This is a genomic window from Paralimibaculum aggregatum (assembly GCF_030270585.1).
GTDB lineage: Bacteria > Pseudomonadota > Alphaproteobacteria > Rhodobacterales > Rhodobacteraceae > Thermohalobaculum > Thermohalobaculum aggregatum.
The window spans coordinates 93463-108631 of the sequence record NZ_BSYI01000005.1 but is presented as its reverse complement, the minus strand read 5'-3'; the positions used below and the strand labels follow the sequence as shown (position 1 = coordinate 108631).

Below are 15169 nucleotides of genomic sequence, written 5' to 3'. Positions count from 1 at the left end.
CATCAAGCCGCCCCACTGCGGCGCTTTACCGGCCGGCCCGCCGGACACGCCGGCAGACGCAGGCCATGCCCGCGCCGGGCCCGGCCGGCACTGGCCCGGCAGCGCACCGATGGGTTCCGCAGGCCGCGGCGCGACCCCGCCGACACCGCTTCCGTCAGCGTCACGCCGCAACGCTGCGGCGCATTCCCGCCGCACGCCGCTTCCACCAGCGCCAAGCCGCCCCATCACAGCGCTCTCCCGGCCGGCCCGCCGTGCGCGCAGGCAGACGCAGGCCGTGCCGCCTCCGCGCCCGACCGGCGCTCGCCTGGCAGCGCATCGGACGGTTCCGCAGGCCCGAGCGCAATCCCGCCGCACGCCGCTTCCACCAGCGCCAAGCCGCCCCGTCGCAGCGCTCGCCCGGCCGGCCCGCCGGGCGCGCCGGCAAGCGCTGGCCATGCCGGCGCCAGACCATGCCGGCGCTCGCCCGGCAGCGCACCGGACGGTTCCGAAGGCCGCCCCACAATCCTGCCGCACACCGCTTCCGCCAGTATCAAGCCACCCCGACGCGGCGCTCTCCCGGCCGGCCCGCCGGGCGCGCCAGCAAACGCAGGCCATGCAGGCGCCAGACCATGCCGGCGCTCGCCCGGCAGCGCAACGGGCGGTTCCGCAGGCCGCACCACGATCCCGCCGCACACCGCTTCCGCCAGCATCAAGCCACCCCGTCGCGGCGCTCTCCCGGCCGGCCCGCCGTGCGCGCAGGCAGACGCAGGCCATGCCGCCTCCGCACCCAACCGGCGCTCGCCCGGCAGCGCACCGGACGGTTCCGAAGGCCACACCGCGATCCCGCCGCACACCGCTTCCACCAGCGTCATGCCGCCGCTCTGCGGCATTCTACCGTCCGGCCCGTCGAGCGCGCCGGCGGGCGCAGGCCATGCCGACACAGGGCCGGGCCGGAGCACGACCGGCAGCACACCGGGCGGTTCCGCAGGCCGCGGCGCGACCCCGCCGCAAACCGCTTCCACCAGAGCCAAGCCGCCCCGCTGCGGCGCTTTCCCGGCCCGGCCCGCCGGCAGGCGCAGGCCATGCCGGCGCCGAGCCCGGCCGGCGTTCACCCGGCAGCGCAACGGGCGTTTCCGAAGGCCGCAGCACGACCCCGCCGCACACCGCTTCCGCTAGCATCAAGCCGCCCCGTCGCGGCACTCTCCCGGCCGGTCCGCCGGGCGCGCCGGCAGACGGAGGCCGTGCCGCCTCCGCGCCCAACCGGCGCTCGCATGGCAGCGCACCGGACGGTTCCGCAGGCCGCGGCGCGACCCCGCCGCACACCGCTTCCACCAGCGCCAAGCCGCCCCGGAGCGGCGCTCTCCCGGCCTTCCCGCCGGATACGCCGGGAGACGCTGGTCATGCCGGCGCAGGGCCGTCCGGCGCTCGCCCCGGCAGCGCGCCGATGGGTTCCGCAGGCCGCACCACGATCCTGCCGGACACAGCTTCCGCCAGCGTCGTGCCGCCCCGTCGCGGCGCTCCAGCGGCCTTGCGGCAAGGGAAGCCCACCCGGCACAGGCGCATCGCCCGGCCTCCGGCAACCGGGCTCGGGGCCCGTGACCGACCGATGACGGCTGCGACGATTCAGGTGGCGCACGTCACGCTGCCGGCGCATAGGCCGCGGCGCGGTGCCAACCCCGGGGCGGCGGACCGGTCGCGGTGCCGACCCGCCGCCATTCCGCCGCCAGTCCGACGTCGCTCCGGGGCGCGCGTCGGGAGGCGCAACGAGACCGCGTCGCCGGCATCACGCCATGCCATGCGCGACCGGCGGCTTGCGTGTCCTGTGGCCCGGACCGCGGGGCCCGATGCACCCAGCGCCGGGCGCCTCGCGACACCCGCTGCCGGCAGGACCCCGACCGGCGGCCGGCGCATCGGCCCCGGTCGGCGGCGCCAATATAGCCCCGTCGGCAGTCGGCGCACCAGCCACGGGGCAGCGCTGCCCGCTCGGCCTCTGCCGCCGGTCGGCGCATCGGCCCCCGGGCGGCGCTGCCGGCATGGGCCGGGCCGGCGGTCGTCGGATCGGCCTCCAGGCGGCACTGCCGGCATCGCCCCGGCCGGCGTTCATCGCACCGACCCCGGGCGGCGGCGCCGGCACGGCCTCGGCCGGCGGTCGGTGCATCGGCTCGGCTAGGGCTGCCGGCACGGCCCCGGACAGCGGTCGGCGCATCGGCGCCGTGGCGGTACCCGCATGGCTCCGGCCGGCGGGCGGTGCTTCGAGCCCGGGCGGCGCTGCGCGCAGGGGCCGGGCCGACGGGCGGAGCATCGGCCACGGGCGGCGCTGCCGACATGGGCCCGGACGGCGGTCCGTGCATCAGCACCGAGACGTGCTGCTGGCACGAGCCCTGTCGGCGGCCAGCGCATCGGCCCTGAGCCGCGCTGCGGGCATGGGCCGGGCCGGCGGGCAGTGCTTCGGCCCCCGGGTGTCGGTGCCGGCATGGGGGCCGGCGGGCGGTGCTTCGGCCCCGGGTGGCGGTGCCGGCTTGGGGGCCGGCGGGCTGTGCTTCAGCCCCGGGTGTCGGTGCCGGCTTGGGGGCCGGCGGGCGGTGCTTCGGCCCCCGGGTGTCGGTGCCGGCTTGGGGGCCGGCGGGCGGTGCTTCGGCCCCCGGGTGTCGGTGCCGGCTTGGGGGCCGGCGGGCGGTGCTTCGATCCGGGGGGCGCTGCCGGCATGGTCTCGACCTGCGATTGGCACCTGGCGGCGCTGTTGGCAGGGGCCGGGCGCCGCGATCATCGCCGAGCCGGCCTTTGGTGTGCGGCGTGATCACTTGTCCCCGGCTATGCTGACCGTGCCCGGCTTGGTGTCTGGCCCGGCCCTGCGGCGCCCGGGATCGCGGGGAGCGGGGCCGGTTCGGCGCCGGCCCGCCGGATTGCGGTGCGCCTCCGGATGCGCCGCGCCGGTTGTTGCCGTCCCGGTCGCGGCGCTCTTGGCGGCGGGGGCGGCAGGGACCCGGTCGCAGGCGGCGAGGGCGGAGCGGCGGATGGCGCGGTTGCAGGGCGTCCTCCGCGGGTCGGCGCGAGCCGGCGCGGGCCGCCAGATCGGCCGTGTCGGATGACCGGGATGCACCGGGATCGCGCGCCGTTCATAGGCGCAGGGCACCCCGCGCGGCCTGTCTGGCCGCCTGGCCGCAACCGGGGGGGAGGGTTCATCGGAGGGCGCGGTGTGGTGGGCGGGCAGGGTAAGGTCTCGGCACGGGGGGCTTGCAGCGCATCTCGGCCGATATGGAATTGCGGTTCGTCGCTCCCGCGTCCGGATCGGGAGTGCACTGCGCGCTCGGGGCGCGCGGCAGGCCATTGGGCCGAGGTCGCGGCTTGCGCCGGCGCAGCACGCGGATTGCGCCGGTGTGGCACTCGGGATGCGCCGGTGCGGCGCGCGGAATGCGCCGGCGCGGCGCGCGGACTGCGCCGGTGCGGCACTCGGGATGCGCCGGGGCGGCGCGCGGACTGCGCCGGCGCGGCGTGTGGATTGCGTCGGCGCGGCGTGTGGATTGCGTCGGCGCGGCGCGCGGACTGCGCCGGGGGCGGCACGCGGATTGCGCCGGGGCGGCGCGCAGAATGCGCCGGTGCGGCGCGCGGCTTGCGCCGGCGTGGCACGCGGATTGCGCCGGGGCGGCACGCGGGATGCGCCGGCGCGGCACGCGGATTGCGCCGGGGCGGCGCGCGGGATACGCCGGGGCAGCGCGCGGGATGCGTCGGGTACGTGGCTGCGCGGGCTCGGCGGATTCGCTTGCCGGCCCGATGGTGTCGCGTTGCCGCGCGATGGCTGCCGCGCCGGTGGCGGCGGCCTGACGGTCCGGCCCCGCCCGTCCGGATCGGCGCGGGCCGGGGCCGGGGCCGGGCAGGGCGGGGGCGGCCTCAGAAGGCGAAGCCGTCCTCGGTGTCGAGCACCCAGACGCCGTCGTCGATGTCCGGCGCCGTGCGCTCGAGGTTCTCCGGGCTCTCGGTGAAATAGGCGAGCATCTCGGCGCGCCCGGCCAGGCCGCCGGCCAGCTTGTCGACCCAGAAGCGCTCGCCGGTGCCGTCGGGCTCGCGCTCCAGCACGTTGGCATAGAGCTGGCGGACATAGCCGGCATCGTCGAGATCCGCGCCGTAGAGCGCGCCGAACTCGGCGCTGTCGGCGAAGGCCTCGGCGAGCTCGAGCCGGTCGAGCCCGTCGTCGAGCGCGGCGACCCAGTGCAGCAGCCCCGGCGCGTCCGGGGTGCGCTGGAAGGTGGCGGCATAGAGCCGGTAGGCATAGCCGAGATTGGCGCTCTCGATGCCGAAGAGGAAGTCGCCGTCGGCGAGGTCGAGCCGCTCGATGCCCTGCAGCCGGTCGGTGCGCCCGTCGGGGCCGGCGACCGCGATCGTGCCGTCCTCGGCCAGCGCCGGCGCATGGTCGGCGCGGGCGCCGGCATAGCGCGCGGTGTCGAAGCCGGCGCCGCCGTCGAGCAGGTCGGGCAGCGGGCTGGCGATCAGCAGGTCGTCGCCGGCGCCGCCGTCGAGGCTGTCGCGCCCGGCGCCGCCGGCGAGGCTGTCGTCGCCGGCCGCGCCCAGCAGCAGGTCGCCCTCGAGCCCGGCGGCGAGGCTGTCGGCGCCATCGGTGCCGCTGCGGGTGGTGCCGGGGGTGTCGGTCAGGACCACCGCCACGGTGAGGCCGCCGACGGCGCGCCCCGCCGCATCGACCAGCGTGAGCGGCACCTGGTGGACCGGATAGGCCTCGTAGTCGAGCCGGGCGCCCTCGGCGAGCACCAGGCGGCCGTCCTGCAGCGCGAAGACCCCCGCCGAGGGATGCGCGGCGCCGAGCGCCAGCCGGTAGTCGAGGCCCGCGACCTGCGGCAGCTGGGCGACCCCGGCGCCGGGCGCGAGATCCTCGGGCAGGGTGGCCTCGATCAGCGCCGGCAGATCGTCGAGCGCGACCGAGCCCTCGGCCGGCTCCGGGTCCGGCTCGGGTTCCGGCTGCGGCTGGGGTTCCGGCTCCGGCTCGGGCTCGGGCTCGGGCTCAAGTTCCGGCTCGGGCTCGGGCGTCGGCTCCGGCTCGGGTTCCGGCTGCGGCTCGGGTTCCGGCTCGGGCGTCGGCTCCGGCTCGGGTTCGGGGGGCAGGGGCTCCGGCTCGGGCTCCGGCTCCGGGTCCGGCTCCGCCACGTCCTCGACCGCGATCACGTAGCTCTCGCTGCGGGCCGGGCCGGTGCCGTCGGTGGCGCGGATCGTCACCCGGTGGCTCTCGGCGCTCTCGAAATCCAGCGAGGCGCCGGCGGCAACGCGCAGCACCGCGCCGTCGAGCACGAAGCGCCCGCCGGCGCTGCCGGTCAGCGTGAAGCTGGCGGCGGTCTCGACCGCGGTCTCCAGCGCCTCGAAGACCGCGACCTCGGTGCCGGCCCCGGCGTTCTCGGCGACGCTGCCGCCCGAGGCGAGGCGGATATCGCTGATCGCGACATTCGCCACATCGACCGCGAGGCGGTCCACCGCCGTCAGCCCGCCGGCATCGCGGATCTCGATCACCGCCTCGAGGCTGGTCTCGGTCTCGTAGTCGAGCCCGGCCCCGGGCGCGAGGCGCAGCACGTTGCCGACGATCTCGAACCGCGCATTGTCGGCATCGCCCGGCAGCAGGCGGAAGCTGTGGCTGTCGCCGGCATCGGGATCGGCGGCCGCCAGCTCGGCCACCACGGTGCCCGCGGCGGCGCCCTCGGAGACCTCCGGGGTGCCGGCGAGGTCGAGCCCGGTGGGCGCGCGGTTCTCCGGCTCCGGCTCGGGCTCGGGCTCCGGTTCGGGCTCCGGTTCGGGCTCGGGGGTCGGCTCGGGCTCCGGGGTCGGCTCGGGCTCGGGCTCGGGTTCCGGCTCGGGCGGCGGCGGCGCGGCGGCGAGATCGCGCGCCTCGTCGAAGGAGAAGGCGGCGTTGTCGAACACCAGCCACTCGATGTCGTCGGCGACGAAATCGGTGCCCGCTCCCGTGACCTCCAGCCCGCCGGCGACCTCGGCCAGGCTGTAGGCGCCGCTGTCGCCGGCGAAGATCGCCCGGTCGTCGCCCGTGCCGCCGCGCAGCGTGTCGTCGCCGGCGCCGCCGGTCAGGCTGTCGTCGCCCGCGCCGCCGGAGAGCGTGTCGTTGCCGGCGCCGCCGTCGAAGGCGTCGTCGCCGCCGGCGCCGGTCATCGCGTTGGCCTGCGCGTCGCCCGCCGAGGCGCCGCCGAACAGCCCGAGATGCACCACATCGGCGAGCCCGGCGACCAGCGCGACGCCGACCGTGGTCATCACCGTGTCGCCGTCGACGATGTCGATCTTGGCGTTCTGGCTGCCGATGGCGGCGGTCAGGGTCTTGGTGCCGCCGAGCCCGCTGACGCTGACCGTGGTGCTGCCGGGGCCGACCGCGAGGCTGTAGCCGCCGCTGCCCCAGGTCGCGGTGCTGGCGCCGCCGGCCGAGATGCCGATGCCGCCGCTGCCCTCGCCGGGCGCATAGAACATGTCGCCGTCGGCATCGTCGAACACCACCCCCGAGAGGAACGGCCCGGCGCTCGAATAGGCGAAGTTCTCGGTCAGCATCGAGGCGTTGTAGGTCCGCCCGTCGCTGTTGGTGAAGGCGCCGGTATCCTCGCCGAGGCCGATCTCCTCGAAGCCGGCATTCATGATGTTCTTGCGGTGGCCGGCGCTCTCGAAGAGCTGGTCGTGCAGCGCATAGGCGTTGGTGAGCCGGCGCGCATCGGTCATCACGCCGGTGGAGCCGCGCCAGGCGATGTTCTCGCCCGAGCCCCAGCTGCCGGAGAAGCTGTAGCCCGCCGCCGTCATCCGGTCGTGCGAGGAGGTGCCGCCGGCGCCGGTATGCGAGAACTCGTCGGCATCGAGCATCCAGGCGCTGTGGCCGCGTGCCGCATCGATCAGCACCGGGTTGAAGGCCAGCGGCTGCTTCGGGTCGTCGGAAATGGTTCCGGATGACAACCCGGAGTTGAGCGCAACCCCGACCCGGGCGGCCTCGGCCTCCGGATCGAAGCGCGCGCGGTTGATCAGCTCGAGAATGAGCTGCTCGAGATCGCTCGGCGCTGCCAAGTTCGTATTCCCCCCACTGTGCTCCTGAGACGACGCAAGTTTCCGCCCAGTACGCACACCCACAAGTTGTATAATGCTTGATTCTTCGGGTTACTACAAGATTTCGCGCCGGGATTCGAGCGCGGATGATGCATTGCGGTCACATGCCCGGGAGGGGACTCGAAACTCCGCGGCTGCGGTGTAGAATGCCGCCGGCATGTCAACGGCTGGAGGATGCGATGAGCCCTGAAGTCACGGCCTTCTTCGACGAGGCGACCAACACGATCTCCTATGTGGTGCGCGAGCCGGGCGGGCCGGCCTGCGCGATCATCGATTCGGTGCTCGACTATGACCAGGCCGCGGGCCGCACCGGCACCACGGGCGCCGAGCGGATCGCCGCGCATGTGACCGGGCAGGATCTGCGGGTCGAGTGGATCCTCGAGACCCATGTCCATGCCGACCACCTCTCCGCCGCGCCCTGGCTGCAGGAAAGGCTGGGCGGGCGGATCGGCATCGGCGCGCATATCCGCGAGGTGCAGGAGGTCTTCGGCAAGGTGTTCAACGCCGGCACCGAATTCGCCCGCGACGGCAGCCAGTTCGACGCGCTGTTCCGCGAGCAGGACCGATTCGCGATCGGCGCGCTCGGCGCGCAGGTGCTGCACACGCCGGGCCACACCCCGGCCTGCCTGACCTATGTGATCGGCGACGCGGCCTTCGTGGGCGACACGCTCTTCATGCCGGATTTCGGCACCGCGCGCTGCGATTTCCCCGGCGGCTCGGCCGATGCGCTGTGGGATTCGATCCAGAAGATCCTGAGCCTGCCGGACGAGACGCGGATCTTCGTCGGGCACGACTACAAGGCGCCGGGCCGCGAGACCTATGCCTGGGAGAGCACGGTGGGCGCGCAGAAGGCGGCAAACGTGCATGTCGGCGCCGGGCACACGCGGGAGGATTTCGTCGCCACCCGCACCGCCCGCGACGCGACGCTCGGCATGCCGAAGCTGATCGTGCCCTCGATCCAGGTCAACATGCGCGCCGGGCACATGCCCGAGGCGGAGGACAACGGCACGGTCTATCTCAAGGTTCCGATCAACCGGCTCTGAGCCCCCTGCCGCGGCCCGGCGCCGCCGTCTGAAATGTTCGCAATTCGGAACCGCCTGATCTAAGGTAAGGAAACCGCAGTTACATAAAAGAATGGTGGTGGACATGGGCTGTTCGTCTCGGCGCCGCGGCATCAGGATCGGCGGCCAGGCCGCTCCCCTGCCGGGCTTTTCCACTTGGGTAATCGGTCTTGGCCTGCTGCTGGCGGCGCCCTCGGCGATGGCGCAGATCGTGCCCGGGCCGGGCCCCGGCATCCAGCCGCCGGATTTCGAGGCGGCCGGCGTCGCCGAGGAGGAGGACATCCAGATCGAGGAGGCGACCTCCGAGACCACGCGCTCCGCCACGGTCCGGATCAGCACCACGATCTCCACCCAGGTCGAGTACGAGCTGCGCCAGCGCAGCAGCACCTCCGACGACAGCGCCGGCGGCGCCGGCCGGCGGCGCGCCGCGCAGGGCAGCTTCGGCGGCGGCAGCATCGCCGCCTGGGTCAATGGCGGCGTCACCTTCCTCGAGAACGACACCGCCGGGCTCGAATTCGACGGCGAGCTCTACAACCCGCTCACCGGCATGGACTACACGCTGCCCGATCTCGGCCTGGTGGCGGGCCTCGCCATCGGCTACGAGCGCTCCGACCTCGACACCACCTTCGGCAGCGGCCGGCTGCTCGGCGACGGGCTGGTGGTCTCGCCCTATGTCGGCAAGACGGTGGGCGAGCATGCCATCGTCGATGCCGGCCTCGGCTATGCCCGGATCGGCTACAGCCGCACCAGCACCATCGACGAGGTCCGCTCGCAGGGCGATTTCAACGGCAACCGCTTCTTCGCCTTCGTCAATGCCACCGGCTACCTGCCGGACGGCATCGTCGAGGTCGACGGGCTGACCATCCTCGGCAAGGCGGGCTTCCGCTACTCGCGCGAGGAGCAGGACGCCTTCACCCAGGGCACCACGCGCATCGACGGGCGCACGGTGGCGCTCGGCCAGCTTTCCCTCGCCGGCGAGGTCCGGTATCAGCCGGAAACCGATTTCGAGGGCATCGTCGAGTTCTTCGCCCGCGCCGAGGGCAACATCGACGTGATCCGCAACGAGACCGCGGTGCTGCCGGGCTTTCCGGAGGGCTCCGACGACCGCACGGATGTCACCCTCAGCCTCGGCGCGGTGGCGCGGCTGACCGACAGCGTGAGCCTCGACGTCACCTACGAGCACGTGCTCTCGCGCGAGGACATTTCCGAGCAGTCGCTGGTCGCGGGGCTGCGCATCAATTTCTGAGCCGCATCGGCGGACGCTGAAGAAGGGATATCGACATGGCTCAGATCAATGTCTTGAACTCGGGCTTCGTGCCGCCCAACGATCCGGACAACCTCGTGCTGTTCGACAGCGAGCTCTCGGTCACGCGCGACATCTACCGCGTGAGCGCCACGGTCAGCGGGCTGACGCTGGGCGACGGCACGCCGGTGGGCGCGCTGGTCTACGAGTTCGCGGCGGCCGCGCCCGGCGGCTTCACCGGCGGCAACGGCACGATCCCGCTCGGCGGCGCGATCGGCAGCATCTCGGTCTATGCCGGCACGGTGCAGGGCAACGGCACGGTGGCGCGCGGGCAGGAGCTCTACAACATCACCGACCCCGACATCGGCATCGACGAGCTCTTCGCGCCGCCGGCCGACCCGGACGATCCGCGCCCGATCGACCGGCTGATCTTCATGGGCGAGGACACGCTCTCGGTCACCGGCATCACGCTCGACGCGGCCTGGCTGGAGCTCGCCCGCTTCGACGGCCAGCGCGACACCGCGGCCGGCAGCGCGGCCGGCACGGAGACGCTGCGCCTCGGCACCGCGGCGCTGCCGATCGACCCCGACGACGTGCTCGGCCTGCCGGCGGATCTCGCCGATCCGGGCGGCGATTTCGAGCTCTTCCTGCGCGGCGAGAGCGTGGCGCTCGGCCGCTTCCTCGATTTCGACCTGATCGAGTTCGTCGGCGGCGAGACCTTCACGGTGGATGCCTTCCTGGCCCGCCCGCCCGTCGCGCTCGACGACAGCGCCGGCCCGGTCGATGCCGGCGCCAGCACTGCCAACCTGCATGCGCTGCTGCTGGCCAACGACACCAGCTTCGTGTTCGACCCGGCCGACCCGGATGCCGGCGCCATCGACATCACCGCCATCGCCAGCCAGCCGATGCGCGGCACCGTCACCTTCGACGACGCCGCCGACACGCTGGTCTACACCGCCACGGCCGAGGATTTCGCCGATCTTGCCGATGGCGAGGCGGCCTTCGAGACCTTCTCCTACACCGTCTCCGACGGCGTGCTGACCGACACCGCCACCGTCACCGTCACGGTGATCGGCGGCAACAGCACGCCGGTGATCCTCGCCACCAGCGAGCTGACCGGCGCCGCCGCCGAGCTGCCCGAGGGCGACCCGGAGGAGGACCTCGCGCCGGTCAGCGCGAGCGGCACGATCTTCTTCAGCGACGCCGACACCGACGACAGCTTCACGGTCGGCTTCGTCTCCGCGGTGCCCTCGCTGGCGGACAATTTCTCGCTCGGCCCGGTGGTGCAGGGCGGCGACCCGACGATCCGCAGCGTCGACTGGAGCTTCTCCGGCACCGATGCCGATCTCGACTTCCTCGCCGAGGGCGAGATCCTGCCGGCGGTGTTCACCGTCACGGTCACCGATGCCGGCGGCGCCTCCGCCAATGCCGGGGTCACCATCAGCCTCACCGGCGCCAACGACACGCCGGCGCTGCTCGAGGGCTCCGACCTCGCCGGCACGGTGCCGAACGCGGTCGATCCGGTCTTCAGCGACACCGGCGACATCCTGTTCCTCGACGATCTGATCGACACCCACACGATCACCGCGACGCCGGCCGGCGAGGGCTTCCTCGGCAGCTTCGTGCTGGACGATGCGGTGCTGACCGACGATCTCGGCGCGCGCAGCCTCGCCTGGACCTTCACCGCCCCCGAGGCGGACATCGCGGCGCTCGATCTGCCGGTGGTGCAGGCCTACGACATCACCGTCGCCGACCAGCTCGGCGCCGCCTTCGAGACCACGGTGACCGTCACGCTCGCGCCGGTGCTCGGCGACCCGGTGATCTCGGTGGCCGACATCGCGGTCGACGAGGCGGCCGGCACCGCCACCTTCACCATCCTGCGCGCCGGCAGCTCGGAGGAGGACATCACCCTCGACGTCACCACCACCGACGGCACCGCCGATGGCGGCGTGGTCGGGCAGTCGGTGCCGTTCGACTACGTCAACATCGCCGAGCTGATCACGATCCCGGCGAGCGATGCCGCGGTGGAAACGGTCGAGGTCGTCGTCGCCATCGAGGACGACGACGAGAACGAGGGCGACGAGACCTTCACCCTCGATGTCACGGTCACCGCCGGCACCGTGGGCAACGACCCGGAGACCCCGATCTTCGCCACCGCGACGATCATCGACGACGACCAGGACTTCGCGCTGGCCGCGGTCAACGGCACCTATCTGCGCGTCGATCCGGAATTCGACGAGGCCGCGGCGCCGACGGTGGTGGATCTCGCCGCGCTCGGCTTCGGCCCCGGCGACAGCCTCGCGCTGAACGCCGTCGGCGATTTTTCCTTCGGCCCCGGCGAGCCGGAGGCGCCGTTCGACCTGCTCGGCGTCTTCTCCTCCGACGGGGTGGTGCTCGAGGACCAGACGCTGCTCGCCCGGGTGCCCGGCGCCATCGATGCCGGCGAGGACGTGATCTCGCTCGCCACCGATCCCGGCGGGCTGCCGACCGACATCCCCGAGGACTTCCTGATCCCGGCCGGCGACGCACCGCTGACCATCGAGATCCCGGAGGGCGCGGGCTTCCTGATCCTCTCGGCGAATGACGGGTTCTTCTCCGACAACACCGATGCCGAGCCGAATTTCGGCGTCGAGATCGGCGCGGTGCCGGGCGACCGGCCGGAGATCTCGGTGGCCGACGACCTGGTGTTCGAGGCGCCGGTGATCGGCGGCACCTCGGTGGTGGAGTTCGTGGTGACCCGCACCGGGCCGAGCAGCGAGGACATCGTGCTCCGCGCCAGCACCGAGGACGGGCTCGACGACGGCTCGCTCAGCGCGCTGAGCTCGCTGGTGCCCGGCACGCAGGAGTTCATCGTCGATTTCGTCGCGCTCGAGGATTTCGAGTTCACCATCCCGGCGAGCGATGCCGAGATCGAGGAGGTGGTCGTCGAGGTCACCGTGAACCAGGACGAGATCTCCCCCGAGGTGCCCGATCCGGAGACCTTCCGCCTGGTGCTCGAGCTGGTCTCCGGCGATGCCGAGATCACCGACGGCGAGGCCATCGGCTCGATCCGCGACACCGCGCTGGCGGGCGACCCGTTCCTCGTCACCACGCTCGACGACAACATGGATGCCGGCGGCGGCACCACGCTGCGCGAGGCCATCGCGGCGCTCAATGCGAGCGAGGGCGGCGGCGTGATCCGCTTCGACGCGGCGCTGGCCGGCGGCACCATCGCGCTCGACGAGGCGCTCGGCGAGCTGGTGATCTCGGCCGACGGCACCATCGACGGCGACAGCGACGGCGACGGGCTGCGCGACATCACCGTCTCCGGCGGCGGCTCGACGCGGGTGATGTCGACCTCGGCCGAGGATGTCACGCTCACCCTCGCCAACATCACCATCGCCGACGGCTTCACCGGCGGCTTCGACGAGAACGGCGCCGGCGTCTTTGCCGCCGGCGATCTGGTGCTCGACAACGCCGCCATCGCCGGCAACCGCACCGAGGGCGACGAGGCCGACGGCGCCGGCGTCTTCGCCATCGGCGCGCTCGAGGTCACCGACAGCCTGATCGCGGGCAACTCCACCGCCGGCGACGACGCCTTCGGCGCCGGCCTGTTCTCCTTCGGCGACATGACGCTGGTGGACACCGATGTCGTGGACAACGCGACCACCGGCGACATCGCCAAGGGCGCCGGGCTCGCCGCCGAGGCCGGGCTCTCGATCACCGGCGGCAGCGTCAGCCGCAACACCACCACCGGGGTCTCGAGCGAGGGCGCGGGGATCTGCGTGCACGGCGATGCGGTGCTGCTCGACGTGACGATCGCCGACAACGTCACCTCCGGCGACAGCGCGCATGGCGGCGGCATCGCGGCGCTCGGCGCGGTCGACATCACCGGCGGCACGGTCTCCGGCAACAGCACGCCGAACATCGGCGGCGGCATCTTCAACAATGGCGGGGTCACCACGATCTCCGGCACCACGCTCACCGGCAACAGCGCCGGCACCTTCGGCGGCGCCATCGCCGACGGCATCGACGGCCAGGGCGCGGTGATCGACGGCGCGACGATCTCCGGCAACAGCGCCGCACTGGACGGCGGCGGGCTCGACGTGCTCAGCGCCACCATCACCAACAGCACCATCGCCGACAACGAGGCCGGCACCAATGGCGGCGGGGTCTGGGCCGAGGGCGGCTCGCTGGTCAACGTCACGCTGCACGGCAACCGGGCCGGGCTGGCCGGCGGCGCGGTCTATGTCGGCGACAGCGACCGGCCGACCTTCGTCGGCGAGATGCTGCTGCAGAACGTCACCGTCACCGGCAACGAAGCGCTCGACGGCGAGATCATCGACGGCGACAGCGCGGTGAGCTTCATCGACCTGATCTCCACCATCATCCTCGGCAATGTTGCGGACACCGTGTTCACCGACATCGTCTTCTCCGAGGGCGACAACATCATCGGCGACGAGCTGCTGCGCTTCGACATGGTGCTCGACAGCGGCATCAGCGAGGCGGACGTGTTCGCCAGCGTCGGCACCGTCAACGGCACCACCGCGGGGCTGCTCGCCAGCAATGGCGGGGCGGTGCAGACCGTCGCCCTGCGCGCCGCGGCCGACAACCCGGCGGTGGACGCGACGATCCTCCTCCCGAGCGAGACCACCGATGCCCGCGGCACCGGCTTCGCCCGCGACATCGACATCGTCGGGCTCAACGACAGCCTCGGTGCGGTGCAGGTGGATCTCGGCGCCTTCGAGATCCAGGACCAGTTCGAGATCCCCGAGATCGAGATGGAGTTCCTGCTCGATGCCGTCGATCCGGCGCGCGACGTCGATGGCGGGCTCGACGACTGGGGCGGCCTCGCCGAGATCACCGCGACCATCGAGGGCGTCGGCGACACGGTGCTCGACATCACGCCGATCGATGTCGACGAGAGCTTCTTCATCGAGGCCGACGAGGCGGCGGAGGCGGTGGTCACCGCCTTCGAGGATCTCGGCATCACCGTGAGCTCGACGATCTCCGACCGCTCGCTGGCCTCCTCCGGGCCCGACAGCTTCACCGAGATCGCCGCGATGGAATTCGGCGACAGCTTCATCCTCACCTTCCCGGACGGCGAGGTGACGGACATCGTGATGGGCCCCGATTCGAGCTTCGAGTTCGACACCTATGGCGCACTCAAGCTCGGCGGCGGGCTGCCCGGCATCGCGGTCTTCGCCGGCCTCGCGCCGGAGACCCATCAGGGCTTTGCCAATGGCGGCGCGCTGGATGCCGGCCCGGGCTTCGACACGGTGGTCTACGCGCTGCCGCGGGCGGCGCTCGATCTCTCGCTCGGCGCCGGCGGCACGATCACCGTCGCCGGGCCGGAGGGGCAGGGCGAGACGCTCGACGGGGTCGAACGCGTGCTGGTGGACGACGGCGCCTGGCTGTTCGACCTCGCGCCCGAGGCCGCCTCGGTGCACCGGCTCTACGGCGCCGCCTTCGGGCGCACCGCCGACGAGACCGGCCTGCGCTTCTGGGACGGCCAGCGCGAGGCCGGCACCGCGCTCGACGACATCGCCGAGGCCTTCGTCGAGAGCGACGAGTTCGCGGCGGATTTCGGCGGCGAGGCCCCGAGCACTGAGGATTTCGTCGACGCGCTCTATCTCAACCTGTTCGGCCGCGCCGCCGACGAGGACGGCGAGACCTTCTGGGAAGCCGCCTTCGCCGATGGCGCGACCCGGGCGGAGATGCTGCTTGCCTTCTCCGAGAGCGAGGAGAACATCGAGCTCACCGCCGACGACACCGATGACGGGTTCTGGGTGGTGGTCTGAGCCGCCGCCCGGCACCGCGA

4 protein-coding genes are annotated in these 15169 nt (G+C 73.1%); 3 read left to right on the top strand and 1 reads right to left on the bottom strand.

The window, feature by feature from the left end; all coding sequences use genetic code 11:
- Positions 1–3867: 3867 nt before the first annotated feature.
- Positions 3868–7026, bottom strand: a complete 3159-nt coding sequence (locus QSJ97_RS04595) for a DUF4214 domain-containing protein (RefSeq protein WP_285670440.1) — start codon at positions 7024–7026, stop codon at positions 3868–3870.
- Between the two features lie 218 nt (positions 7027–7244).
- Between QSJ97_RS04595 and QSJ97_RS04590 the strand changes: the two genes are divergently transcribed.
- The 3 genes from QSJ97_RS04590 to QSJ97_RS04580 all read left to right on the top strand — a co-directional run bounded on the left by QSJ97_RS04590 (position 7245) and on the right by QSJ97_RS04580 (position 15149).
- Entirely contained in the window at positions 7245–8108 is an 864-nt protein-coding gene (locus QSJ97_RS04590; RefSeq protein WP_285670439.1) for an MBL fold metallo-hydrolase, read from the top strand.
- A 103-nt stretch (positions 8109–8211) separates the two neighbouring features.
- Positions 8212–9372, top strand: a complete 1161-nt coding sequence (locus QSJ97_RS04585; protein ID WP_285670438.1) for an autotransporter outer membrane beta-barrel domain-containing protein — start codon at positions 8212–8214, stop codon at positions 9370–9372.
- A 35-nt stretch (positions 9373–9407) separates the two neighbouring features.
- On the top strand, positions 9408–15149 hold the full coding sequence (locus tag QSJ97_RS04580; protein ID WP_285670437.1) for a DUF4214 domain-containing protein: 5742 nt from the start codon (positions 9408–9410) through the stop codon (positions 15147–15149).
- Positions 15150–15169: the final 20 nt, after the last annotated feature.

Excerpts from the sequence above, each read along its gene's own strand:
- QSJ97_RS04590 (WP_285670439.1), top strand. The coding sequence starts at position 7,245 with ATGAGCCCTGAAGTCACGGCCTTCTTCGACGAGGCGACCAACACGATC.
- QSJ97_RS04585 (WP_285670438.1), top strand. The coding sequence starts at position 8,212 with ATGGGCTGTTCGTCTCGGCGCCGCGGCATCAGGATCGGCGGCCAGGCC.
- QSJ97_RS04580 (WP_285670437.1), top strand. The coding sequence starts at position 9,408 with ATGGCTCAGATCAATGTCTTGAACTCGGGCTTCGTGCCGCCCAACGAT.